The organism is Bacillus sp. M13(2017) (assembly GCF_002218325.1).
GTDB classification, from domain to species: domain Bacteria; phylum Bacillota; class Bacilli; order Bacillales; family Bacillaceae_G; genus Bacillus_A; species Bacillus_A thuringiensis_K.
This window is the reverse complement of sequence record NZ_KZ268514.1, coordinates 34,289-61,078: the sequence shown is the minus strand read 5'-3', so window position 1 is coordinate 61,078 and position 26,790 is coordinate 34,289. Positions and strand designations below refer to the sequence as shown.

Below are 26,790 nucleotides of genomic sequence, written 5' to 3'. Positions count from 1 at the left end.
GAAACTTTACTCAGTGGGGGAGTTTTCCAAAAGCATCTTTCTTAATAAGAAAGATGCTTTTTCATTACAACAATGTAATCTTCATGTCACCTTTATCGATCGTACCAAACCTTTCCATTCATTATACTAAAAATATAAAGTGAAACTTTACTCAGTGGGGAACTACATCCCACGCTGATCGCATGTACTTGATATGTAGAGGAGAATGTGACATGAAACAAAACAAACGAGCTATGCTTTTAATATTTACTACAGCAATTGTAACTTCTGGATTAGCAATTTTACCTTGGTTTATCATATGAACACTCCCCCACTTAGCAAAGCTTGAAGTGGGGGTTTCTAACGTTTCGACCTAACGGATGATTAACGTCAGGGGAGTTAACACATTAGCGAGCTGTTTCACGCCTAACCCCTCTATCCCATTTGTCCATGCATTTGGGATTACTTTTCGTAAAATGTTAGCCGCAGCATTTACATCTGCATTAATTAAAGTTTTATTTGCTGAACGATATATGCCGCGCTCTATTCGTTTTCCTGAAAAAGTTGTATTTTGGTCATTTTCTCCATACGTTGGAATGAAGTCGTTATCCAGAAAACTTGCTTTCGATGTATATGATTCTTCAGTTACAACAACTTGAATGCCTACAGCATTTGCTTTGTATGTAATCATTTGAATCAGTAAATTATGCGGGATATAACAAAACGATTGGTTATTTCTTTTTCCTATATTCGTTTCTTGTTTCCAACTTTTGTTTTGACCAATAACGATTTTACAAACTTCTTCTTCTTGAGCTAGTTTTACGATGTGGTGACTAACTTTATGGAAGACATCTTTTATTTTCAAGTAACGTTTTTGATGAAGTTTTTCTATCCTTTTAGAAGTAAAAGGTCCTTTATTAGTTTGTTTTCCATTTCTAAGAATACTTGTAAAATGACTCCTCATTTTATTGTAATATTGATTTATGCTTTTGACATGTTTGCCCTTAACAAGGACAGGTTTCATACCTGTGTTTGTTACGATGGTTGCAAGGTTATCAATCCCTAAATCAATACTCATATAACGAGCATTCTCTTCAATCATTTGTTGTTCAGAAGGAACATCAATTACCAATTCCACTACATATTCATTGTATTTTGGAATCACACGAACTTGTTTCAGTTTACCTTCAGTGAAACCTAGTTTCCCAATATTTAATTGCAATTTCGTCTTTGGAAACTTTAAAAATCTACCGTTTTTAATGATGCAATCTTGGTTTGTATACAGAATCTCTTTTTCAGAAGAACGAATATACTTTGGAATCCTAGGCATTCCAGCATATTTGTTTGGATTCTTTTTATAGTCTTTTAAACTAGCAAAAAAAGATTTCCAATTTTGGAACAAACATTTCATGATTGACTGGCTACATTGCGTAGGCAAAGCTCGATAATCATTTTGAATCATAGCCTTAAATAGTGCATCTAGAAAGTTGTAATCTACATAAGGTTTTTCAAAATTAGGTTCTGAAAACAAATTACATTTAATCTCTTTCTGTTCTTCTTTAGGCTTTAAATTCTCTTTTTCCAATTTCTTCTGATAGGCAAGAAGTTGTGTGTCATTCATCTTACCAATATTTTTATGAATATTATCCAGAACTTCTTTTTGCAAAGGCTGCAACTCTTTTTCTTGTGTTAATCCAGTGTACACCTGACGTATATAAAAGTTTGTGGTGTTGTACATGTTCTTAGCATTATGACAACATTCTTGAAAATAAGAATACATACGATGCCCTTTTTTAATCCAAATTTGAAGAGTTTTATAGTTTGATGGATTTTCCTTTGTCATTTTATTCACCCCCTTGTTAAGGATATTATAGCAAAAAAGAACGTATGTTCCCTCTATTTTTTTGAAAATAAAATATTTTTTTCGATTCACCTCACCACCTTCACTTACGGAGTCCTCTCGAAAGGCATAATAGAAATACTCCCCTAACAATGAAAAAAGCTGATTGCTTCTTAAGAAGCAATCAGCTTTTTTTATATTATAAAATCCCCAAAATTTTATTTACGCAACTTATAATAATAACCATAGATACGGCAACGCACATGACAACCGTATTACGATCTTGCTTTTCTTTTTTTGAAATTTCTTCTTTTGGATTCATGTGTATGATCTCCTTTTTAAAAAAAGTGTGAGATAGGAAATTTTTCTTATCCGATGCGAGGTGAATACGAAAACCCTCTCTATCTCACATACACAATAGAATGGAATTGTCATTTTATAAATAAAATGACATGACGTTATGTCGCAACATAGGGTATTTTGTGTCGCTACGTTTTCTATTATAAAAAATAGTTGTGCAAAACTAGTGCATTTTTTATGTCAATTACTCTGAGCGAAAAATAACTCTTCCACTCAATCACATAAAAAGAGTTTTTTATTATTTTCATGTAAACTATATAAGTAGAATGAACAGTTTGGGGTGCACAAGATTATGGTAAAAATTTTATTAGTAGACGATGAAGAACGTATGTTACGATTATTAGATCTGTTCTTAAGCCCTCGCGGCTATTTTTGCATGAAAGCTACCTCTGGCCTTGAAGCACTAAATTTAATCGAACAAAAAGAATTCGATATTATTTTATTAGATGTTATGATGCCAAGTATGGATGGATGGGATACTTGCTATCAAATCCGTCAAATTTCCAACGTTCCTATCATTATGTTAACAGCTCGCAACCAAAACTACGATATGGTGAAAGGCCTCACGATGGGCGCAGATGATTATATTACAAAACCATTTGATGAGCATGTATTAGTCGCACGAATCGAGGCTATATTACGCCGTACAAAAAAAGATGGTTTTGTTAGTTTCAATGGTATTGAGTGGGATAAAACGAAACATACTGTCACAGTTTATGATGAAAAAATCTCGCTAACTCCTATCGAATTTTCGTTACTCGGACTATTTTTGCAAAATACAAACCGAGCTTATAGCCGAGATGATTTAATCGAAAAAATTTGGGGCTATGAAACAGATATCGAATATAGAACAATTGATTCACACATTCGTAATATCCGTGATAAACTACGCAAAAAAGGATTTCCGATTGAAGATTACCTAGAAACGGTCTATAAAGTCGGATATAAATGGAAAAGTGAATAATTACTTCGGTCAGTGGGAAATCGTATACCACTGACTCTTTATTATGGATAAGGTATGGTGAAAAAATGAGTAAACTTTCCCTTAAAATTGGGACATACTTTTTAATATTAGCTTTATGTATTGAAACAATTGCTTTCGTATCTTTTTATAAAAGCCTTTCAAAAATACGTATTGAAGAGGAAACAGATGCTCTTTTAGAGAAAGGTAATCGCTATAGTAAAAAAATTAAAAGCCGCGAGAGACGGGATGAATATTATAAAGAAATGAAACACGCTGAACATAATAAAAATCCTAAACGTCCTGTGTACCCTGAGTTCGATATTACGAATGAGGCTGCACACTTAGTTGAATCGGAATCAATTTCTAACTCCGATATAGCTATCATTATTACTGACCATAACGGCAAAATTATTTCCACCTCAGAACCCGTAACAAAAGATATGCAAAAACAACTTACTTGTAAAACAGAAACTGTTCCAGACGGCGGGTTGGTCGTTGAAAGGAACTGGAAAAAATCAAAGTTCATCACAACAGTAAGCCCACTTAACACAACAAAGTTTCAAGGAAAGCTATATATGTTATTAAAAACATCTTTCCTAGAAAATATGTTACTTAAACTCATGAACCAATTTCTTATCATTAGCGTTTTAACAATTATTTTAACAACAATTTCTGTCTTTGTTTTTTCACGCGTTATTACAGAACCACTTGTAAAAATGAAGAGAGCGACAGAAAAAATGTCAAAATTAAACAAGCCAATTCAATTAGGTATTAAGCGAAATGATGAACTCGGAAGTTTAGCAAAAACAATTGAAGATTTATCGAGTGAACTTACGTATATGAAAAAAGAGCGCAATGAATTTCTCGCTAGTGTCGCTCATGAACTATTAACTCCATTGACCTATATGAAAGGTTATGCGAAGGTAGCAAAGAGAGACTCTTTAACAAAAGAGGAGCGAGAAGAATACTTACAAATCATTGAGGATGAAACGGATAGTGTAACCGATCTCGTCCAAGATTTATTTATGCTTGTACAATTAGAACAACACCAATTTGTTATAAAAAAACAAAAAGTGCTTCTTCAGCCATTTTTAGAACGAATGGTAGAAAAAACAAAAACAACATTAACAAATAAGCAAATGCAACTTCATGTATATTGCAAAGATGATTTAGAAGTTTGCATAGACGAAAGACGTATGGAACAAGTTATGTTAAATTTATTACACAACGCTTATCAACATTCGCCAGAAAACACATCCATTACGATACGTGTACTCATGGAAACAGATTCTTTTACAATAAGTGTACAAGATGAAGGTGAAGGTATTCCTGAACAAGATATCCCGCATATTTTTGACCGTTTTTATCGTGTTGATAAATCCAGAACACGAGCTACAGGCGGAAAAGGTATCGGGCTAGCTGTTGCAAAAGAAATTGTAGAATTGCATAACGGTTCTATTCTAGTAACAAGCCAATTAGGAGCGGGAACAAACTTTATAATCGATATACCTTTTGAATAATATGCGTGTGAAAACACCAGTAGTAGTAAACACTACTGGTGTTATTTTGTTCATAAAAACAGCTTATATAAGCTAAGCTTTTGAAATTATTCTTATTTCAATATAAAATAAAGATACATTTGTCAAAGATTTGGAGGGTGATATAATTGGATATCCATGTATTAACAAAAGACGAAGCAGAAATTTACTTAGAACTTCGCGTAGAAGGATTAAAGCAAAACCCTGAAGCATTCAGCTCTTCTTATGAAGATATTATTAATAAAGAGTGTGCGATTGAATATAAAGCACAAAAATTAGCACAAGATGAAAACTATACGCTAGGTGCATTTAAAGATGGGAAATTAATCGGGGTTGCAACACTGGAAACGAAACCATATGTAAAACAAGAACATAAAGCTAAAATCGGTTCTGTATATGTTTCTCCAAAAGCACGCGGACTTGGAGCAGGAAAAGCACTTATTAAAGAATGTCTTGAACTTGCTAAATCTTTAGAAGTAGAACAAGTTATGCTTGATGTTGTTGTTGGCAACGATGGAGCAAAAAAACTTTATGAGTCATTAGGTTTTAAAACATTCGGTGTACAAGAACGTTCATTAAAATATAACGGACAATATTGGGACGAAGAGCATATGGTCTTATTCTTAGATGAAAATAAATAATAAAAAACATCCTCATGTTTGGAGGATGTTTTTTACTTTCTTGTAAACCATGCCTTGTGTAATAATTGAATCGCTTTCGCAATTTCTTCCTCTGATGATATCGCAAACCCAAGCAAAACTACATTCTCAGGCGCCGTACCATCTTTATAGTACGTAGACACAGGATATATTTTGATACTATATTTCGCAGCTTCTTGAATTAATTCTTCTTCCCGCATTCCATTATGCACTTTTAATAAAATGTGTAATCCCGAATCTTCTCCTATCACTTCAACACGATTAGAGAAATACTTCTCTATTTCAAAAACAAGTCGATCTCTCTTCTTTCGGTAGACGACACGCATTTTATGAATATGTTTTTCCCAATAGCCTTCATTTAAAAATCTTCTAATCACTTCTTGGTCCATTCTTGAAACACTTTGTGTATAAAATAAATATTGCTGTTGATACTTTTTAATTAATTTCTTCGGCAACACCATATAGCTCATCCGTAGCGATGGCAATAATGCTTTAGATAGCGTCCCCATATAAATAACTTTCCCCTCTGTATCTAATCCTTGCAGCGCCGGTATAGGCTTTCCAGAATAGCGAAATTCACTATCATAATCATCTTCAATAATATACCTGCCCTCTTCTTTCTTTGCCCATTGTAAAAGCTGCATCCTTCTCGTAATAGGCATAATCATTCCATTTGGAAACTGATGGGAAGGTGTAACAAATACAACATTCGCATTGCTATTTTCTAAATCTGCAATACAAATTCCATCTCTATCTAAAGATAACATTTGGACTCTTGCTTCTCCCTGTTCAAAAACAACCATCTTCCTATGATACCCTGGGTTTTCAACTGCATAATTGCTTCCCTTTAACAATTGAAACAATAGTTTCACTAATATTTGTGTTCCCGCTCCTAATACAATTTGACTAGCTGAACAACGCACACCTCTAGATTCATACAAATAATTCGTAATCTCTTCTCTTAAGCTCGCTTCCCCTTGAGGGTGTCCTAGAAAGAGAAGTTCGTTATTATGCGGCTGCCATACTTCATTTACAATTTTCCGATACATATTGAATGGAAAAGCATTTGTATCAATTCCTGTTTGTGTAAAGTCAAATTTATAACTCTTCTCCTGAAACGGTACTTCTTCTATTCTCTCTCCGCTATCCTCTACATGAACCATTTGCTCAATCTTGCATACAAAATAACCTTTTCTCGATATCGGCTCAATATAACCTTCTGCAAGTAATTGTTCGTACGCTGCCTCTACTGTATTTTTACTTACTTGTAAATGTATCGCTAACTTTCGCTTAGCTGGTAATTTCGTAAAAGGGACAATCGATCCATCTTTAATTTCTTTTTTTATATACTCATACAATTGCACATATAATGCCTTTTTACTATTCATATTTAAATTAGGCGTTAATTCTAACATAATATCTGACCCCTTAATAAAACTAAAATCTGATACTTTTTACAGTACCAGAAGTTATATATAATTCCTTTTATCATGTCACACATAAAAAATCAAATACTGGAGAGGAGAAACATGATAATGAACAATGTTAAACGTATCGGACTCATTATGATTATTACAGGGGCTACATTATGGGGATTATCTGGTCCAATGATTCAGTGGCTATTTCAGCATACTAATGTATCCTCAATTGATTTTTTAACAATTCGATTGTTGCTTGCAGGAATATTTATTTTGTCTTTCTTACTTATAAAGAAACAAAACATATTTCAAATTTGGAAACACCCTAGATATTCTATACAACTTATTATTTTCTCTATTCTCGGCATGCTTGGTGCGCAATACGCCTTTATCGAAACGGTTCATATTAGTAATGCAGTCACAGCAACGCTATTTCAATTTCTAGGTCCTGTTCTTATTACCATGTATGTTGCATTTGAACAAAGAAAATTCCCTGCTCCCATGCAACTATTCGCAATTATAGCCGCGCTAATAGGAACATACTTTATTATTACAAATGGCTCAATTGAAAATATTGTTTTATCCAAAGAAGCTATTATTTTTGGACTATTAACAGCAATCGGATTTGCATTTTATACCCTTCATCCGGCTTCTCTCATTAAAGAATGCGGGACAACTGTAGTAATTGGTTGGGGGATGTTAATCGGAGGAATTGTACTACTTATTTATAATCGTTCATTCGGGTGGAATCAATTTTCACAAACTCTTACACTAAAAACCTTTTCTATGCTTATTCTTATCATTATTAGTGGTACCCTTTCTTTCCTTCTATATATCGGTAGTCTTAAATATTTAGCAGCAACAGAAACAAGCATTTTATCTAGCATTGAACCCCTTGTAGCTGCCATCGTTTCAATCACTTGGCTAAATGAATCTTTTGGAACATATCAATTATTAGGCGGCGTATGTATCGTTCTGTCCGTTATTTTTTTGACGATGCCTCAAAAAGAAACCGAACCACCCTATACAACTGAACAAGTATAATGTGAAACTTTAATTAGTTGGGGCTATCTCCCACTAATTATTAACCTACACCAATCGGGCTTTTACGGGATAAAAAATGTCAAAAGAGGTCGTACAAAACTTACGACCTCTTTTTATACTTTAAAGGAATTGTCCCGCCTTCTAGCAAATACAATTACACTAACAATAAAAACTAGGAGTGTGGCACCATGAAAAAAATCGGAACTATGCTACTTCTCTCCTTTCTCATCACTGGATGCACACAAGCACAATCTGATTCAAAAGCATCTAAAACTGAAGCTGTCGCAACGTCATCCACTCAAGTGAACGCACCTTCCTTCTTTCACCTTAGTGTTTTAAAAGATGTAAATTGGGAAGAAGCCCCCTCATTCATAGACGGAAAAATACCTTTAAAAGGCATCGAAGGAAAAATCGCAATGGCTGATAGTCCTATTATCGCAAATGAACAAAATGAAATAATGTGGTACTTTCTAGATTCTGAAATACCAACTGGAAAATTGTCTATTATTGCGCTAAAACAAGGATCTGTAACTCCAACACCAGTACTCTTTCAAAAAGAAACTTCCAAACAAACTTGGACTACTTCAAATACAATCGATTCTACTACAAACGAACTCCCTCTCACTATGTCACTACCTTCATCTGGATTATGGTTATTAAATATATATGTGAATGAAAAATATTATGATCAGTTTGTAATCACTGCTGAGTAAAGTGACAAAAATAAACCACTTTCTTACAACAATGTAATTTCTACATCATGTACTTCGATAGTTGAATTATCTCTCTTCTCTTATACTTAAAGTAAGAAATGAAACGAGGAGAGATGAGAGATGAAAAAAATGATAGAAGTAATCGTAGCAGTAACTGAGGTTTTAGTGAATGGTAAACAAGTTGCAATGGAATTAAATAAATAGTGGAGAAATATAAATAATTCTACACTTCTTCATTATTTTGATTTCTTATCTCAAAAAAGCAGTGCCTTTTAGGCACTGCTTTTAGCTATTAATAACTTGGTATTTTCGTAATTTGCGCCACGCCTGAATCAATAGCTGCTTTCGCTACTGCTTCTGCAACACTTGGAACAACTCTTTTATCTAATGGATTTGGGATTACATAATTCGCATTACGTTCTTCGTCAGTAATGATGTTAGCGATCCCATATGCTGCCGCTAATTTCATCTCTTCTGTAATATCAGTTGCGCGCACATCTAACGCACCGCGGAATATTCCGGGAAACGCCAATACATTATTTACTTGATTCGCATAATCCGAGCGCCCAGTTCCTACTACAGCTGCCCCAGCCTCTAATGCATCCTCAGGGAAGATTTCTGGAATTGGATTCGCCATTGCAAACACGATTGCTTTCTCATTCATCGTCTGCACAAGTTCTTTCGTTAATACGTTAGGAGCAGATACGCCAATAAAAATATCAGCTTGGTGAATCGTTTCTTTTAACGTTCCACGCACATGTTCACGATTTGTCTTTTTTGAAACTTCAATTTGCGCTTCGTTCATCCATGTTTCACCTTCACAAACAATACCTTCTAGGCTAACTAACGTAATGTGCTTTGCACCAGCCTTTAATAATAATTTTCCAATTGCAATTCCTGCCGAGCCCGCACCGTTAATAACGATTTTCACATTATCCATTTGTTTGCTAACAACTTTTAATGCATTAATAACAGCTGCTAAAACGACAATAGCTGTTCCATGTTGATCATCATGAAATACAGGAATATTCGTTTCTTCTTTTAATCGTTTTTCAATTTCAAAACAACGCGGTGCTGCAATATCTTCTAAATTAATCCCTGCAAATGTAGGCTCTAAATTTTTTACAAGGGTAACGATTTCATCTACATCCGTTGTGCCTAAACATAATGGGAAAGCATCTACATTCGCAAATTTCTTAAACAAAATACTTTTTCCTTCCATAACAGGCATAGCCGCTTTTGGTCCAATGTTTCCTAAGCCGAGTACCGCTGTTCCATCTGAAACAACTGCCACCATATTGCCACGTGCTGTATAGTCATACACTGTTTCTTCATCTGCCGCAATTGCTTTACAAGACTCCGCTACACCTGGTGTATACGTCAGGCTTAAATCATACGCTGAATTTACCTCAACTTTACTTGTAATTTCAATTTTCCCTACTAATTCTTTATGCAATAACAATGATCTTTCATTAATTTGATTTGCTAACATACTTATAATCTCCCCTTAATTTGACAAGCTAGCTATATGAATATAGCTAGCTTGTTTGATCATGAAAACATCTTTAATAATATTGTCGCCGTTACAACCATTGCCGCCCCGCCTAAACGAGTCGAAATTTGCGCGAACGGCATTAATTCCATACGATTTGAAGCCGATAAAATAGCAACATCTCCAGTTCCGCCTAAACCGCTATGACATCCAGTTACAATCGCCGATTCAACTGGATACATCTTCATCACTTTCCCTACAAGAAAACCTGATGCTACCATTGTAAGAACAACCGATGCGCACACAACAACATATCCTACTGAAAGAACTGCTGCTACGTCTTTTAACGGAATATACAGCAATCCTAATCCAACCATTAAAGGCCAAGTTAAATTCTTCGAAATAAATTTATATAAATGGAATGCTCCTTGCTCCATTTTTGCTGGCATTAATTTAAAGTATTTCACAAGTGCTGCTGAGAAAATCATAATAATTGCCCCAGGAATACCGATGAACTTAGAAGCAAATCCTCCGAAGATGAAGAACGTACACGCAATTAATAAACCTGCTCCCATTAATGAGAAGTCAATTGGTTTCTCTGTATTTTGTTCTTTTAATAATTCTGCTTGATTGTCTGTTTTCACTAATACACCGTTACCACTAAGCTCCGGTTTCTTTTCACCTAAACGCTTCATATACCCTGCACTTACAATTGCGAACATATTTCCAATAATAGCTGCTGGAATAAGCTGTGATACAAACGTTGCTGATGATTCATTTAAAATATCACTATAAGCTAGCGACAATGGTAAAATCCCTTCCCCGATACCGCCACTCACAATTGGTACGATGATAAAGAAGAATGTCTGCTTCATTTCAAATCCAAATAATGAACCGACCAATAATCCTACTGCTACAGAAGCTAACGTCCCTACTACTAAAGGAATAAACATGCGAACGAAACCTTGTACTAACACTTTACGGTTCATTCCTAAAATACTTCCGACTACTAAACAAGAAATATATAAATATAAAAAGTTCGATTTTTTCATTAACATAGTCGCAGCTTCCATTGAAGCTGGATTCATCCAGTTAAAAAATACAAGTAATGATGGAATAAATAACGAAAGTATTGCTGGACCGCCGATATTTTTTAAAATTGGAATTCTCATCCCAATATCGCCTAAGAAAATCCCCATGATCATAATAACTGCAAATCCACCAATCATATCTGCTGGCAATTTATTATATACAGATGCCCCATAAATAATAGCAGCCAATACTACATATAACGGTAAAGGTATAACACCGATTTTTACATTCATAATTTTAGAAGCGAAAGATTCTCTTTGTACTTCATTTCCTTCAGAAAATGATACCGCTTCCACATTCTTTTGAATTCCCATATGGCACCCCCTCGTTTTCTTAATAACAATATTAAAACGCTTTCAATAGTAAAAATAGTTTTTGTAAGTTTTGTAATTGATTTTGTAATTAAAAAAAGTATAAGCGACTTATATTAAGTCGCTTATACGTAAAACTCTATTTTCTTTTGATCAACACATCTTAATTTACTTACAGGTCTTCCCACATGTTGGTACATCATTTCGTTTTCTAACACCCCAATGTCAGTCAGAAACATTACATATTTTCGAATAGAAACTCTTGAAATTCCAACTAATTGTGCCATTTCATCTGTTGTAAATACTCTTCCATTCAGAGACTCGATCTTCTGCCAAATTAATTGCAACGTTTGCTTCGTTAAACCTTTCGGAAGCTCTTTAGTGACAGTAGGCTCTCTTTTTTCTTTTTGTAAAATTAACGAATCTAATTCCGATTGACTAATTTTTTGTTGTTCTTTCATGAAAGTAAGTTTTTCTCGATATATAGTTAATGCCTCTTTAAATCGTTCAAATGTGAATGGTTTAATTAAATAATCTACTACACCATATTGTAATGCTTTTTTAATACTTCCCATATCATGTACAGCTGAAATCATTATAATATCGATTTCTTTTTCTTGGTTCCGGATATACATTAAAAGCTCAAACCCAGTCTCTTCAGGCATAAAAATATCAAGTAATACTAAATCTACTCGTGATTTCTCTAATATTTCTATCGCCGACTTTACTGAGTTAACTGCTTGAACAAGTTCAAACCCTCCTACTTGCTCTAAATAATGCGTATTTAACATTGCTACCATCGGGTCATCTTCTACAATTAAAACTTTAATCATATTTGCCTCTCATCCCTACCTTTAGGTATTTCAATCGTTATCGTTGTTCCCTTTCCTACTAATGAATGCATATGAATTTCCCCATTTATTCGCTGTATACTTTCTTTTACAAGATACAAACCATAACCGCGGTTATCTCCCTTTGTGGAATAACCTTTCGTAAATAATTCCTCTATTTCTTTTTCTTGTATACCTTTTCCCGTATCTTGTACTGTAATAGTTAGTATATCCCCATGTTGTATCTTAACTTCAACTTGCTTGTTTTCACAATTCGTAACTGCCTCTAATGCATTATCAATTAAATTTCCGACAATCGTAATAAGTTCATGAGTAATACTTTCATCATCTATTTCCGGCATATAAGAATCTTCACTTATAATTAATTTTATATTTTTCTCTCTAGCATAGCTGAGCTTACCTAGTAAAAAACCAGCAAATACTGGACTTTTTATTCTTTTCATAACTCCACCAATTTCATATTGATGCTCTGATACCATGCCGCTTATATACTTCTGTAATTCTTCATACTGTTTCATATGTGTAAGCCCTAATACGACATGCATCTTATTCATAAACTCATGAGATTGTGCCCGTAATGCTTCTGCATATAGTCTAATACCAGTTAGTTCCTCTGCTAGTTTTCTAATCTCTGTTTTATCACGAAATGTTGCAATTGCACCAACTATTTCTCCTTTTACATATAAAGGAACTCGATTCGTCACAATCGTAATTCCGTAAATATTTTGTTCTTCGTTTAATTGTACTTCTCCCGTTTTCAATACTTCTTTTATACGTGAATTTGGCATATACAACTCAACATCTTTACCGATAAAATCTTCTTCAAGTCCGCTTTTTTTAAATAGACGTTTCGCTTCATTATTAATTAACGTTACTCTAGCCTCTTTATCTACAGCAATAATACCTTCCTTTACAGATTGTAGCATCGTATTTCTTTCTTCAAGAATTTTTGCTATCCTGTGCGGCTCAAGACCGAATAAACTTTTCTTTATATGTCTAGCTAGTAATATTGCTCCTATAATTCCGACTAATACCCCAACTCCGACACCAATATAAATGATATGTCTACTTTCCTTAACTCTCTCTTTTACATTATCTGCTGAAATACCAACAGCCACTGCTCCAAGTTGTTCACCTGTTTCAGAAAATATTGGTACAAATACTCGCATGGAAATACCTAAAGTTCCTTCTGCTAACGATACATGTTCTTTTCCTTTCAATGCAGGCCCTTCATCCCCACCAATGAAATGATAACCTATTTTTTGAGGATCTGGATGAGATTTTCTTATTCCATCCATGTCCATAACTACAATAAATTGAACACCTGTGTTTTTTAATATCCTATTTGTATACGTTTGGATTGCAGGAGTATCCGCTTTCCCAACCAAGCCATTGATTACAATTGAATCATTCGCCACAATGTGTGCAATTGTTTTTGCTTTCTCTGCTTGGCTATCCTCCGTCGCCCGTTCTACATTATGACTAATTAATATATCTGTCACAAGTAAAGAAAAAATTACAACTGTACAAACTAACAATGTAATCGTTTTCCACAAATTCCATAGTCTTTTTCTTTTTTTCATCCCGTTAATGACTCCCCTAATTGCTGAATAGAAAAATAAGTAAGGTGATATTATTTTCACCTTACTTATCTGCTGTTATTATACTTTAAATTTACTAGTCATCGCTTGTAGTTCTTCGGCCATCCCAGCTAAGTTTTGCGAAGCTGAACTAATTTCCTCCATTGAATTAACCTGTTCTTCCGTTGAAGCTGCAACACTTTGCATACTAGCTGTATTTTCTTCTGCAGCCGCTGCAATTTCATCAATAGCATTTGTCACTTCATTTGCATCTCCAGCAATTCTCTTCGTTGTTTCTACCATTTGATTAACTTGAGAAACAATATGTGTAGTAGAACTTAAAATTTCCGTAAAACTTACTTTCGTTTTTGTTACAACATCAAGCCCTTGTTGAACTTCTCCATTCACATTATCCATTGCCTTAACAGTATGTTCAATATCCGCCTTAATTTCTGCAATTAAATTTGCAATCTCTCCAGATGACTCTCCTGATTGCTCTGCTAATTTTCTAACCTCATCTGCTACAATAGCAAATCCTCGACCCTGTTCACCTGCTCTTGCTGCTTCAATAGCCGCATTTAAAGCTAATAAGTTCGTTTGAGTAGCTATGTTTTGAATTGCTTCAGAAATAGCTCCTACTTGCTTTGATTTCTCATCAAGAAGTTTAATAATAGCATCTGACTCGGATACCGACCTAGAAATAGACTGCATTTGTTTTGCAGTTTGTTCAACTAAATCTTCTCCCTCTTCAGCTCTTTCTCTCGCATGTAATGAGGAAATAGAAATTGACTCTGCGCTTCCGGTTACATCTTGAATTGCTGTATTTACTTGTTGTAATGTAGCCGCACCTTCTTCAACACCTTGACTTTGTGATTCAGCCCCACCTGATACTTGTTCCATTGCAATTGTAATTTGATCTGTCGCATCATTTGCTTGCTGTACGCTCGCTGTTAACTCCTCAGCCGATGCCGCGACATGTTCTGCTGAAAAGCTAATTTGGGTAATAACATCTTGTAAAGACGTAGACATTTCATTAAATGAAGTCCCTAATTTCCCTATGTCATCCTTAGAATGGATTGTAATTTTCTCTGTTAAATCTCCCTTACTAATTTTATATGCTGATTCAGCTATTTTTCGTAATGGCCCTGTAATAGACCTTGTAATGAAATAAATTAATACACTACCAAATGCAATAGCGATAGCAATAACAATTAAAGTCTTATAAAACACTGGACTGGCAGCTTGGTTAATTTCTTCATCGAACATAACTCCAACTACTTTCCAGCCTGTTTTTTCATTTGTTGCAAAGATTAAATTCTTTCTATCATCTTGTTCTGTATAAGACACATTTCCTTGTTTATCTTCATAAATTGGTTTAACCCAAGGATCAGTAACTTTCGCACCTGGTTTTCTAGATGGATGACTAACAATTTGCTTATTTTGATCTAAAATAACTGCATAACCTTTTTCACCAATGTTAATCATTTTGGAAATTTTTAAGATGTTATCTAAGTTTAAATTAATTCCTATAACACCTTTACCATCTTTTACTTCTTTCGCAATGGTCACTACCATATTTTTTGTAGATGCTGATTGATATGGTGCAGTAACAATTACTTTCCCTTTATTTTCATGTGCTTCTTTATACCAAGATCTATCTGTTGGATTATACCCATCAGCCATTTGGATAAATGGTTCTCTTATAAACTTTCCCGTCTGCGTTCCAATATAAATACCTTCTACTTCTGGATGAAGCTTTATATATTGTGCTAACTTCGTTCTTACTATTTCTTCCTGTCCATTTGGATATGTATCCTCTGTTAAGATGTCTGCAAAGTACGTCGCATCAACAAATTTCTCTTCTATATTTTGAGAAATAACAGTATTTAAAATCGAAATATTCTCCTTTGCTTTAGCTGTCATTTGATGTTCAAAATTTGTTTTGGCAGTTTGATATGAAACACCACCGATAATAATTCCTGGTATAGTTAAAATAATAAAAAATGAAATGATTAATTTTTTATTGATACTCATACATTTAACCCCGTTAAATATTTTTTGCATAATAAGCCTCCTTTATGTAATGTGGATACTTGTGTCATTTTATACAATTAACATGTATAAAACAATATATAATGATAACATGTAAATTTTTCGTCAATTATGCATTTTTACATATTCACTCCTTAATAAGGATTTTAATCATAAAAATAAGAGAACTTTAGCATTATATATACTAAAGTTCTCTTATTTCTCAACAGCTTCTACTCTAAAAAATTTCTCTTATAATCTTCAATCTCTATCCTTCGCCTTATAGTCATCTTACTAAAACTCTTCCTCCTAATTTATTTGGAGTTCTTTACATAACTAATTGCCTGACTCCCCATTTGCACCCATGCCTGTTCAAAGATTTCTCTCGGCACTTTTACATCTAAGCTATCCTCAAGTGGATCTCGAATATATACAGATTCCTGATCATACCCAATAAGTACAATACAATGTTCATTATACGTAATAGAAACATCTCCACTATTTGTTTTCCATGTAGTAAATTCATCTTCATCTAATGGTGCAAATGTTGCATTTGTGATCATGACTACCGGTTGTCCTGCTTTTACACTCTTATAAATCTCTTCTATATTCCTCCCAGTTAAGTCTACAGCTTTATTAGGTAAATATTTTTCCGCTAACTGAAAAAGTGGCCCATGATATACACCATATCCTGATTCAGAAAATGTATAAATATTACCTACAAATCCTTCATTCGGATTCCCGCGCACACCATCGTCTATAAAATCAACTTTTTTTATTTCATTTGCTAATGTCATCTTATCCACTGAAACACCAGCATATTGTAACATCATCGCTAAACTTGTCACTTCACAGCCTCTATCCAATTCTGGTAACTGCTGAATTAATGGAACATTTGATAAGATGACTTTTTCATCGTTATTACAAAACTCCGTTTCTTTTCCTCTTTGTATATTTGAGAATGTAAACTTCTCTACATACTTTGGAATTCCATTTGTATATACACTCCATATTGCTGCACCTAGTAAAGCTGTACATATATACCACTTCAATTTTCTTATCACTTTCACGCCCTTATTAATTCGTTAAATAAGAATAAAATGCGTCAGCATCCGTTCTAATCATCGGTACAAAATTTAGTTCTTTTCCTTTTTCAGGCTGATTTTTTTTTATCTTTTCCGCTAACTCTTGAATATTCATATTCATTTTATCCATATTAAGCTCATCTGCCATTTGTAGCACCTTTTGTTCATTAATTTCTTTTAATATTTGATATATATCTTTACCGTACAAATCAATATGATATTTTTTTGCTTCTTCCTGTACTTTTTGTTCGTACACTTCTTGTGCTAACTCTTCAATTTCTTTTCCTTTTTGAGAAATGTCTAACTTTCCTGCTTCTTCTCTTACTTTCGTTCCGTAGATTTCTTCCGCGATGTCTTCGATTTCTTTTCCATCTGTAGAAATGCCTAATTTATCTGCTTCATCTTTAATTTTAATCGTATTAATTTGAGTAATTAAATCTACAATTGATGTATTCTCTATAGATATACCTAGCTTTAACGCTTCTTGCTTTACTTTTGTTTCATAGATTTCTTCTGACAGCGTCCCAACATCTTTTCCTTCTATCGAAATACCTAACTGCTCTGCTTCCCTTCCTACTTCTGTTTCATGAATTTCTTTTTCTAATGTAATTTGTTCTTTTCCTTCCGTTTCAATACCTAGTTCCTCTGCTTTTTCTTCTGTATGCACTGCATGTATCTTACCATTGTTCAATTGTTCTTTACTGCGCTGCGTGTAATCTGTCTTTCCTTTTTGTGTTTCAGAAGGAGAGGCACCCCCTAATATGCTTAAACTCATTACTCCAATAGTGAATACCATCATCATTTTCTTTTTCAAAATTAATTCCTCCCTCTTACACTTTCTTTTTCAGCATTCCCATAATTTTTTTAATACTATACATACATCTCATCTCTGCTTGAGATAACATTATGATTGATAAAATCCACTCACATACACCTAGTCTCTTCTTCATGTAACGAACGTTCTTTATGCCATACATAATATAAATAGTTTCTTAACTTTCCCTTAAAAAAAGACGACCTTGTAAAAACAAGATCGTCTTCTTACTTATATTTTTTGATTTTTAGGGAAAATCACTTCAAAACTAGTGCCATTTCCCCACCTGCTCTCTACTGATATTTTTCCATAATGCTTTTCTACAATCCAATTTGCGATTGAAAGACCTAATCCAGCTCCTTCTGACGTACTTCTTGCTTTATCTCCTTGATAAAAACGATCAAATAATTTCGGAATATCTTCTTCTTTCACTCCTATCCCGTCATCCTTCACCTGTATACGAATTGAACTACTCGTTTGCGTACAATCGATTTGAATATGCCCACCTTCGTTTGTATACTTCATCGCATTATCTAACAGTATGACCATCATTTGATGAATCCGCTCTCTATCCCCCATAAAAGATACACCACGTTCTACTTTTAGTATCATTTCTTTTTCTTGATAAGAAGCAATCTCTTTATATGGAGCTACTATTTCTTCTAACAATTTATCAAGTTCAAATGTTTTCTTATCCATCTCAATTTGATTAGAATCAGAACGTGCTAGCAATAATAAATTACTAACGAGTTTCGATAACCGCCTACATTCTTTTGAAATTGTAGAAATATCTATCGCTTTTTCTTCTATCGTAGCGGATGGTGATTGGAATAACACATCCGTTTTTGATTGAATAACTGCAAGCGGTGTCCTTAGTTCATGTGATGCATCAGAAACGAATTGCTGCTGTTTCTCCCATGAATTTTGAATAGGTACAAGTGCTCTGCCAGCTAGGAAAAAGCCGATACCTATCGCACAGAGGCTTCCTATGCTACAACCTATAACGAGGATTAAAAATAAAGTATTTAACATTCTTTCTTCCGCTGTTATATCTCGCACGATTTGAACTATTTCTCCATCTTTTTGAAGCGAAAATGCTCTAAAATATCGTCCTTGTACTTCAATATCTTGTAACTCCCCTAATTTTTTTGGAGAAAACTTTTCCAAATTCTCTTCAAAAATAGAACGGTATTTACGGTTATCGCCCTCTATTTTCACTATTTTCCCATTCCAAGTTATTCTAGTTACTCGCGGATCTCCAATCTGGATATTCTCCATGCGTTTTCTTGGTGGTATTTTAACATCTAATTTCTCTCTATACTGGGCCATCATTTTTATAGATTGATCCACTTCATTATAAATACGCTTATATGTGTATGAATAAATAATACTGCCTAATATACCTATTAATAGGATAAATACTAATGAATTCACTATAGTCAAACGAATGCGTGTCTTTTGAAACATACTTCCTTTTCTCATTGTTCTTTTAATATATATCCAATACCTCGAACGGTTTGAATATCTTTCTGATAACCGAATGGCTCTAATTTTTTACGTAAATGATGCACATACACTTCTACAATCGCTACTGTCGTATCTGAATCAAATCCCCAAACACGATCAAAAATTTGTTCACGCATTAAAATCTTCCCGCTATTTTGAATGAGATACTCTAGTAGCTCATATTGTTTCAATGTCAACTTAATACCTTGTCCATCTACTTGAACGTCTTTATCTTTTCCGAACAATTCAATCCCTTTATAGCGAATTGTTTGCTGCGTTGTTAAACTACCACTTCTGCGTAGTAAAGCGCGAATTCTCGCTTTTAATTCAGGGGCCTGAAATGGCTTAACGATATAGTCATCTCCACCAAAGTCCAATCCCTTCACCCGATCTTCTAAAGAATCTCTCGCTGTCAAAAACAGGACTGGTGTTTCAATCTTTTCATCACGTATTTTTTGAATCACTTCAAATCCGTCCATCCCTGGCATCATCACATCCAACAAAATTGCATCATATATATTTTGAAGCGCTAAAAACAATCCATCTTCTCCATTTATTGCCGTATCTACTTCAAATTCATCACGCAAAATTTGTACGATAGATTCTAATAACGAAGTAGTATCTTCTATTACAAGTAAGCGCATGCTCTCACCTTCCATCAAATAGTTCAATTCTATTTATTATTACATTTCTTCTCTTCATAACAAAAGAATGTAGTTATATTACGTAATTTCATTTTCAACTATTTCCTTCTCAAATTTTGAATTTTTATTATAAAAACTTTGTCTTAAATTTACCTTAATAAAAAATTGAAAGAAATAAGATTCCTCTTATCTCTTTCAATTTTTTATTACATATACCTTTTTACTTGGCAACTCCAAACAATTTAGCTGACCACCATACACAGCCCCGCCATCAATTCCAATAATACGATTACTACCAAAATACACTCCGCAATCCTCACTACTATGAAGCGTCTTTGTTTCCGTATGCCCAAATACAACAACCTTTTCACCGCTATATCCATTATGAAATTCATTACGGATCCACATTAACGTATATGGTTCAGATTCAGAAACTCGTTTCATCGGCTCAACCCCAGCATGTACAAATATATACTCTTCTGTTTCAACGTAATGATCTAATTCTTGAATAAACTTTATATGTTCCTCTAATACAGAAGATTGTAAAATCGGTTTTTGGAAGTCTTTCTCATTAACCGCAATATCTTCTTCTACAAATCCATAACTATATAATGTCTTATCTCCACCATTTCTTTTTACCCAATGGTTCCATGAACGTTCCTCATTTGTCGTTAACGCCTTAATCATCATATCTTCATGATTTCCTTTTAAAATGAGTGCTCCCTCTTCTTTCAATTCTTTTACCTTTTCAATTACAGCACGCGCATTTGGACCACGATCTACATAATCTCCCAGTAAGATTAATTGATCCTTTTTCGCATTATATTGAGCTTCTTTCAACAACTGTTCGAACTTTTCTATTTCTCCATGAATATCACTAATAACAAGAATTCTTTTCATATTATCCCCCCTCTTTCTAATTATAGTTCAAAACAACGGAAAATTCCGAATCTTAACCTTGAATTAAATTTCCCCCGCATTAACGGGCAGTAAGCCCCCCCACCTCAAAATTCAGCGGAAGCAAAGAAGTTAGGTGGGGGTAGGGCTGCCCGTAAAAGCCCTATTGGTGAGGGCTAATAATCAGTGGGGGATGAAGAAAAGCCCCATTGATTAAAGTTTCACTTTATTACAAACTAAACAATTACCCTTACAACAATGTAAGTCTCTTGTCATCCAATTCGATAGTTGTAATTACTGTATTTCCTTATACTGAGAGTAAGAAATGAAACAAAAAATAAGGAGAGATGAGAGATGAAAAAAGTAATGGAAGTTGTAGTAGCGGTAGTAGAGGTTTTCGTAAATGGTAAACAAGTCGCAATGGAGTTAAATAAATAATGAAAAGGACAACATTCACTCTAGACCCTTTACTCATATAAAAGAGATAAGACTTCATCATTTCTTTGATCCCTTATCTCCCTATAAAGAAAGCCGTATCCCTGTTAAGGATACGGCTTTCTCTTATTTTTGACTTGTACGAGCTGAAATGCTAATTGCTCTATCTGTTGCTTTGGCAGCTTCATCTAACGCTTCTTTACTATTCTTCCCGTCATACATCGCTTCTAATGCTTTTACAACTGCATCTCGTGATTCTGGGAATACACTAATTAAAGCACCTTGTGTTGCTGGAGATTGCTTCGTTGCTTGCAGTTGATCTACTGTTACTTTCAACTGTGGGTATTTTTCATATTGCTCTTTTACTAATGGCTCATTATATGCATCTGGATTAATTGAGAAATAGCCTGTTGCAGTATGCCATTTTGCTTGTACGTCTGGCTTCGTTAAATATTTCATAAAGTCCCAAGCACCTTGTTGCGTTTCTTCTGAAACCATATTCGTCATCCATAATGATGCTCCACCAATAACAACACCATTTTGTTTCGAATCCTCTGGATACGGAATATATGAAACACCTACATTAAACTTAGATGCATCAATTAAATCACGAACACCTGCTGAAGAATCTAAATACATAGCAACTTGTCCAGACTCGAACGCGGCACGAATATCATCCCAACTTGCTCCATACTTTCCAAGTGCGCCAGCTTTATTTAAATCATCTAACATTCCAAATACTTTCTGTCCTTCTTTACCGTTAAATACCGCCTTCTTTGCAGCATCCTTACGACCGTTTTCGTTATCTACATATAAAGCACCTTGTGTCGCTAACAATTCTTCAAAGAACCAACCATAGTTAAGCATGGAGAATCCATATTGTTTTACATTTCCGCCTTCTTTAATCGTTAACTTTTTCGCTGCTTCTTGTAATCCCGCATATGTTTTCGGAGCTTTCTCTGGATCTAAGCCCGCCTTTGCGAAAGCATCTTTATTATAAATTAATACTGGTGTAGATGAATTAAATGGCATAGAATACATTTTTCCATCAACTGAATAATAATTTGTAATTGCTTTTTCTAATTTTGACGTATCGTACTTATCTTTTTTTATCCAGCTATCAATTGGTGTGATTTTTTTACTATCAATCATATATTTCGTTGTAATTTCACTCGATTGAACAAGAGCTGGCGCTTCTTTCGTTGCAGACATCGTTCTAAATTTCGTTAAAGACTCTTCATATGTTCCTTGGAACTCTGCCTTTATCTCATATTTATTTTGCGACTTATTATAGTCTGCAACAAGACCATCTAGTACTCCTTGTGTTTTTCCACCCATCGCATGCCAGAAGCGAATTACAGTTTTATCACCATTTTTTTCAACTGGTGCTACTTTTGCCTGTGCTTCAGGTTTTCCTTCTGTTTTACTATTTGAACAAGCGGCACTAGATAATGCCATTGTTGCTACCATTAATAGCGCAGCACCTTTTTTAACTAGACTCATTTAAATCTCACCTTCTCTTAGTTATTTAATTGCACCTTTTGTTAATCCTTGTTGTAATTGCTTTTGCCCTAAAAATAGTAAAATCAATGTTGGAATAACGATAACCGTAACACCGGCCATTACGCTTCCCCAATCAGTTGCAACTTCTTGAGACTGAAGCTGCTTCACACCAATTTGCACTGTTCTTACTTTTTCATCTGTGGTCACTAAAAGTGGCCATAAATACATATTCCATGTTGTTAAAAAGCTATATACTCCAAGCGTAATAAAACTCGTTTTACAATACGGAATTACAACGCTGAATAAAAACCTTATATTTCCAATCCCTTCAATAAATGCAGCTTCTTTCAGTTCATTCGGGAGTGTCATAAAATGTTGACGTAGCAAGAAAATACCGAAAGCTGTCGCAAAAAACGGCACTGTCATCCCAGCGAAACTATTGATCCAGCCAAAGTTTTGAATCGTTAAAAAGTTAGGTACCATCGTTGCTTCCCACGGAATAAGCATCGTCGAAATAAACAGGAAGAAAATAAGGTTTCTTCCTTTAAACTGAAGAAAAACAAAAGCATACGCCGCTAAGCTTGATACGATAAGTTGTCCAATCATAACGACTATCGATACAATTAAACTGTTATATAAGTATGTAAAAAGCGGTACTTTTTGAAAAATATTAATGAAATTATCAAAAGTAAATTGAGTTGGAAATAACCTTCTCATTTGAATATCGTCTGGTGTCATAAAGCTTATTAAAAACGCATACAGTACAGGAAAAAATACCATTACTGCACTAATTATGAGCAGCATGTATAATAGGAAATTTTGCTTCCACTGTTTAACAATCATTTATAATGCACCTTTCTCTCAGCAAACTTAAATTGAAGTAATGTAGCAATGAAAATGAAAACAAATAATACCATCGCTTGTGCACTTGCTGTTCCAAATTGATGATTCACAAACGCCTCTTTGTAAATCGAGTACACAATTAAATTCGTTGCATCATTCGGTCCACCGTGCGTTAAAATATCAATTTGTCCAAAGCTTTGGAACGCACTAATTAACGTTACGGTTACAATAAAGAATAAAGTTGGCGATAGCATCGGTAATGTAACACGGTGAAGCTTATATAAATAACTAGCACCATCTATAGATGCACTCTCATATAAAGACGTATCGATATTTTGTAAACCACCTAATATAACTAAAAATGCAAATCCTGTATTCACCCAAACTGTTGTAACTGATACAGAGAATAGTGCCCAGTCCGGACTCGTTAACCATGCGATTGCAGGAAGATTCATAGAGCCTAATATATTATTAAATAATCCTACACTTGGATGAAATAAAAATAGCCAAATCACTGCACTAGCAGCTACTGATATTCCCATCGTCGAAGAAAACAGAACTCGGAATAACCCAATACCTCTTACCTTTCCATTTGCAATCAATGCAAGAAACAAAGCAAATATAATACTCGTAGGCACTGTATATAAAACAAATAATAAAGTTGATTTTATACTTTTGTAGAAGGCTTGATCAGAGAATAAATATTGATAATTTTCTAAGCCAACGAAAAGATTAGCTTCTCCATGTATATCGGTTAAATAAAAACTATAGTAAATCGTCCTAAACAATGGATAGAACAGAAAAATCGAAAATAGCAAAATAGATGGTGCCAAAAACAATAATCCTATTCTTAAATCTTTCGTTCTCCCCCATAATTTTTTCTTTTTTGACACCTTTGTTTGAACTGGTAACTTACTTACTTCGATCATTATTTCGCCACCACTTTCACCTCTTCTTTAGCTACCACTTTTAAGCGTTCATTCGTGTTTTCGTTAAAGAAGCATAACTTTTCTTGCGAGAATAATAATTTTACTTTGTCACCTTTGTTCAAGGGTAACTGTCCGATAACTTTCGCACTCCAAGTTGTTCCATTTACCGCAAAGTTCAATATAGATTCATTCCCTAATACTTCTACAGATTGCAACGTCACTTCTTGTCCTTCCTCAGACAGTGCAATATGCTCAGGACGCATGCCTATGCGAATTGTTCCTTCTGGTAATTGCTTTAACTGTCTAATAGATAATGGAACTTGCAATTTCCCTATATGTAATACACCTTTTTCTTTATTCACTTCCCCATCATTTATATTCATAGAAGGAGAACCTATAAAGCTTGCAACAAACTCGTTTGCTGGTTCGTTATATATGTCAAGTGGTGTTCCAACTTGCTGTATACTTCCTTTATTTAAAACCATGATACGATCTCCCATAGTCATCGCTTCTATTTGATCGTGGGTAACGTAAATCATCGTAATTCCTAATCGCTGCTGAATTTCTCTAATTTCTATTCTCATTTGCGCACGTAATTTCGCATCCAAATTCGAAAGTGGTTCATCCATTAAACAGATTGGTGCCTGACTCACAATTGCCCTAGCTAGTGCAACACGCTGTCTTTGTCCGCCTGATAATTGGCCTGGTTTCATTTTCACATACTCTTTCAGTCCTACCATTTCAATAGCTTCCATTAATCGCTTTTGTCGCTCTTCTTTTTGTAATTTTCTTACCTTAAGTCCAAATAAAATATTTTCTTCTACAGATAAGTGTGGATATAATGCATAATTTTGAAATACCATTGATAGATTACGGTCTTTCGGCTCTAGATCATTTGCAACACATTCATTAATAATTAAATCTCCCGAAGAAAGCTCTTCTAAGCCAGCGATCATTCGTAATAATGTGCTTTTCCCGCATCCCGAAGGTCCAACTAAAACAAAAAATTCGCCCTTCTTAATATGAACCGATACGCCTTTAACCGCTGTCTCTTCTGCATTTTTATATACCTTTGAAACATTTTTCAATTCAATCACAAGGTTGCACTCCTTTTTTCTTCTTGTATCCATACTTCATAATGACTTGTTGAAATCGCACTTGCTCCTGCACGAATTGCAATTTCCGCATCTTCTCGAGTTTGAATCAGCCCGCCTGCAATAATAGGAAACTCTAGTTCCTCTACTAGCTGTTTAATAATAGAAGGCATAATCCCCGGCATAATCTCTACTGCATTCGGTTTAGTCGTTTTACAATTTTCAATTGATTTAGTAAGAGATAAAGTATCTACAATAAAAATACGTTGAATTGTTTTCAATCCAATTTTATTAGCATTTCGAATTGTCGAACCTTTTGTTGAAATAATACCTTGTGCCCCGATAACATCTTGAATATACAAAAGCGCTTCCTCTGTATTCGTATTTAAGCCTTGTATAAAATCACAATGAAGAAATACATCATGTCCATGTTTCTGCAATTCATATACACGCTCTGGTAATTCCAGCATTGAACCAGTCATAAGAAAAACTGTTTTCGGCAATTTTTTGTATGCTTTGTATCCTTCCCAATCCTTTATCATCGCAATATAAGGTTTTTCAAACATTTATTCCACCTAACTGTTCTATTTTTATCCAAACTAAAAACACCTACTTACATAGAACGCCTTTCTCCTTATTTGAACTCTAGGGAATAGAGCACACCTAAGAAAGTGGCACATTATATGTAAGTGGGTGTTCTCAAATGTTCTCTACCCTAGTTATTTTGTTACCTTTACTATATTACGCATTTATTAAGTCAGTTTTGATAGATTGTTAATTAGGTGTTAATCGAATGTTAATATTCACCACATCACCATTTACATTAATCTATATATTTAAATATATAGATCAGAACGAAACAATACTTAAAATTCAATCAATATGTAAATTCATTCCATAGTTAATGATTTTTAGTTTGCTTACCACTGCTTGCAAAGCAAAGTTATCCCAAGCAGTACTATAAAGTGGAATGCGCCTTTCCTCTTGTATTGATATAGCCCAGGCTGTAACATCAGTACCATATCCGGTCCCTTCAAACTCCGCTAAAGTTTCCACACTTGCCTCAGCAGCTACGGGCGTACTTCTTGCACTGCAACAAACAGAAACTACCTTTTCATTTTTTACAATTGCAAAATAAGGCTTCCTCCTTATTTACTCCATTTACCAT

General features: G+C 34.4%; 23 protein-coding genes and 1 pseudogene. 5 read left to right on the top strand and 19 right to left on the bottom strand.

The features are described from left to right. Nucleotides 1-352 precede the first annotated feature (352 nt). Together CGQ22_RS25330 and CGQ22_RS32635 are read right to left on the bottom strand one after the other, a co-directional pair. Nucleotides 353-1,822: an RNA-guided endonuclease InsQ/TnpB family protein gene (locus CGQ22_RS25330; RefSeq protein ID WP_089149516.1), complete on the bottom strand. Its 1,470-nt coding sequence runs from the start codon at nt 1,820-1,822 to the stop codon at nt 353-355. Between the two features lie 196 nt (nt 1,823-2,018). Next, entirely contained in the window at nt 2,019-2,141 is a 123-nt protein-coding gene (locus CGQ22_RS32635; protein ID WP_001068392.1) for a hypothetical protein, read from the bottom strand. 330 nt (nt 2,142-2,471) lie between these two features. On the opposite strand from CGQ22_RS32635, the gene CGQ22_RS25320 reads away from it, so the two are divergent. The 3 genes from CGQ22_RS25320 (at nt 2,472) to CGQ22_RS25310 (ending at nt 5,322) form a co-directional block, all read left to right on the top strand. Continuing rightward, nucleotides 2,472-3,143 carry a response regulator transcription factor gene (locus CGQ22_RS25320; protein ID WP_000238960.1) on the top strand — a complete coding sequence of 224 codons (672 nt, stop codon included), beginning with the start codon at nt 2,472-2,474 and terminating at the stop codon, nt 3,141-3,143. A 65-nt stretch (nt 3,144-3,208) separates the two neighbouring features. After that, nucleotides 3,209-4,663 (top strand): HAMP domain-containing sensor histidine kinase, encoded by a 1,455-nt coding sequence (locus CGQ22_RS25315; RefSeq protein WP_000041021.1) that lies wholly within the window; start codon nt 3,209-3,211, stop codon nt 4,661-4,663. Between the two features lie 146 nt (nt 4,664-4,809). Beyond that, nucleotides 4,810-5,322 (top strand): GNAT family N-acetyltransferase, encoded by a 513-nt coding sequence (locus CGQ22_RS25310; RefSeq protein WP_000351212.1) that lies wholly within the window; start codon nt 4,810-4,812, stop codon nt 5,320-5,322. Between the two features lie 32 nt (nt 5,323-5,354). Here CGQ22_RS25310 and pdxR read toward each other — a convergent pair whose 3' ends face one another. Further along, nucleotides 5,355-6,755 (bottom strand): MocR-like pyridoxine biosynthesis transcription factor PdxR, encoded by a 1,401-nt coding sequence (gene pdxR, locus CGQ22_RS25305; RefSeq protein WP_061883765.1) that lies wholly within the window; start codon nt 6,753-6,755, stop codon nt 5,355-5,357. A gap of 120 nt (nt 6,756-6,875) precedes the next feature. On the opposite strand from pdxR, the gene CGQ22_RS25300 reads away from it, so the two are divergent. Together CGQ22_RS25300 and CGQ22_RS25295 are read left to right on the top strand one after the other, a co-directional pair. Then, entirely contained in the window at nt 6,876-7,802 is a 927-nt protein-coding gene (locus tag CGQ22_RS25300) for a DMT family transporter (protein ID WP_001067022.1), read from the top strand. A gap of 188 nt (nt 7,803-7,990) precedes the next feature. Continuing rightward, nucleotides 7,991-8,515 carry a DUF4871 domain-containing protein gene (locus tag CGQ22_RS25295; protein WP_000719688.1) on the top strand — a complete coding sequence of 175 codons (525 nt, stop codon included), beginning with the start codon at nt 7,991-7,993 and terminating at the stop codon, nt 8,513-8,515. 292 nt (nt 8,516-8,807) lie between these two features. Here the strand turns inward: CGQ22_RS25295 and CGQ22_RS25290 are convergent, their stop codons facing one another. The 16 genes and pseudogenes from CGQ22_RS25290 to CGQ22_RS25215 all read right to left on the bottom strand — a co-directional run. Beyond that, nucleotides 8,808-10,007 carry an NAD(P)-dependent malic enzyme gene (locus CGQ22_RS25290; protein WP_000880788.1) on the bottom strand — a complete coding sequence of 400 codons (1,200 nt, stop codon included), beginning with the start codon at nt 10,005-10,007 and terminating at the stop codon, nt 8,808-8,810. A 59-nt stretch (nt 10,008-10,066) separates the two neighbouring features. After that, nucleotides 10,067-11,413, bottom strand: a complete 1,347-nt coding sequence (locus CGQ22_RS25285) for a 2-hydroxycarboxylate transporter family protein (protein WP_000512725.1) — start codon at nt 11,411-11,413, stop codon at nt 10,067-10,069. Between the two features lie 122 nt (nt 11,414-11,535). Further along, nucleotides 11,536-12,243: a response regulator gene (locus CGQ22_RS25280; RefSeq protein WP_000598666.1), complete on the bottom strand. Its 708-nt coding sequence runs from the start codon at nt 12,241-12,243 to the stop codon at nt 11,536-11,538. After that, nucleotides 12,240-13,844, bottom strand: a complete 1,605-nt coding sequence (locus tag CGQ22_RS25275; RefSeq protein ID WP_000746400.1) for a sensor histidine kinase — start codon at nt 13,842-13,844, stop codon at nt 12,240-12,242. The genes CGQ22_RS25280 and CGQ22_RS25275 overlap by 4 nt, the downstream gene beginning before the upstream one ends. A gap of 78 nt (nt 13,845-13,922) precedes the next feature. Continuing rightward, nucleotides 13,923-15,905, bottom strand: a complete 1,983-nt coding sequence (locus CGQ22_RS25270; protein WP_089149515.1) for a methyl-accepting chemotaxis protein — start codon at nt 15,903-15,905, stop codon at nt 13,923-13,925. Nucleotides 15,906-16,186: 281 nt separating this feature from the next. Next, nucleotides 16,187-16,942, bottom strand: a complete 756-nt coding sequence (locus CGQ22_RS25265) for a C39 family peptidase (protein WP_046946730.1) — start codon at nt 16,940-16,942, stop codon at nt 16,187-16,189. A 7-nt stretch (nt 16,943-16,949) separates the two neighbouring features. Further along, nucleotides 16,950-17,771 carry a hypothetical protein gene (locus CGQ22_RS25260; protein ID WP_000728557.1) on the bottom strand — a complete coding sequence of 274 codons (822 nt, stop codon included), beginning with the start codon at nt 17,769-17,771 and terminating at the stop codon, nt 16,950-16,952. Between the two features lie 231 nt (nt 17,772-18,002). Next, entirely contained in the window at nt 18,003-19,253 is a 1,251-nt protein-coding gene (locus tag CGQ22_RS25255; protein WP_080545850.1) for a sensor histidine kinase, read from the bottom strand. Beyond that, nucleotides 19,250-19,921: a response regulator transcription factor gene (locus CGQ22_RS25250; protein ID WP_001238549.1), complete on the bottom strand. Its 672-nt coding sequence runs from the start codon at nt 19,919-19,921 to the stop codon at nt 19,250-19,252. The genes CGQ22_RS25255 and CGQ22_RS25250 overlap by 4 nt, the downstream gene beginning before the upstream one ends. A 195-nt stretch (nt 19,922-20,116) precedes the next feature. Continuing rightward, nucleotides 20,117-20,821: a metallophosphoesterase family protein gene (locus CGQ22_RS25245; RefSeq protein WP_089149514.1), complete on the bottom strand. Its 705-nt coding sequence runs from the start codon at nt 20,819-20,821 to the stop codon at nt 20,117-20,119. Nucleotides 20,822-21,379: 558 nt separating this feature from the next. Then, nucleotides 21,380-22,756 (bottom strand): ABC transporter substrate-binding protein, encoded by a 1,377-nt coding sequence (locus CGQ22_RS25240; RefSeq protein WP_089149513.1) that lies wholly within the window; start codon nt 22,754-22,756, stop codon nt 21,380-21,382. A 21-nt stretch (nt 22,757-22,777) separates the two neighbouring features. Beyond that, a complete protein-coding gene (locus CGQ22_RS25235) occupies nt 22,778-23,599 on the bottom strand; it encodes a carbohydrate ABC transporter permease (RefSeq protein WP_000635939.1) in 822 nt (273 codons plus the stop codon). Further along, a complete protein-coding gene (locus tag CGQ22_RS25230) occupies nt 23,596-24,528 on the bottom strand; it encodes a carbohydrate ABC transporter permease (RefSeq protein ID WP_000573807.1) in 933 nt (310 codons plus the stop codon). Before CGQ22_RS25230 ends, CGQ22_RS25235 begins: the two co-directional genes overlap by 4 nt. Continuing rightward, complete coding sequence (locus tag CGQ22_RS25225) at nt 24,528-25,625, bottom strand: ABC transporter ATP-binding protein (RefSeq protein WP_139032703.1); 1,098 nt, start codon at nt 25,623-25,625, stop codon at nt 24,528-24,530. Before CGQ22_RS25225 ends, CGQ22_RS25230 begins: the two co-directional genes overlap by 1 nt. Further along, complete coding sequence (locus tag CGQ22_RS25220; protein ID WP_000462084.1) at nt 25,622-26,188, bottom strand: glycerol-3-phosphate responsive antiterminator; 567 nt, start codon at nt 26,186-26,188, stop codon at nt 25,622-25,624. The genes CGQ22_RS25225 and CGQ22_RS25220 overlap by 4 nt, the downstream gene beginning before the upstream one ends. A gap of 307 nt (nt 26,189-26,495) precedes the next feature. Next, nucleotides 26,496-26,768 (bottom strand): annotated as a pseudogene (locus CGQ22_RS25215) (GNAT family N-acetyltransferase); the annotation flags it as partial. Between the last annotated feature and the right edge of the window lie 22 nt (nt 26,769-26,790).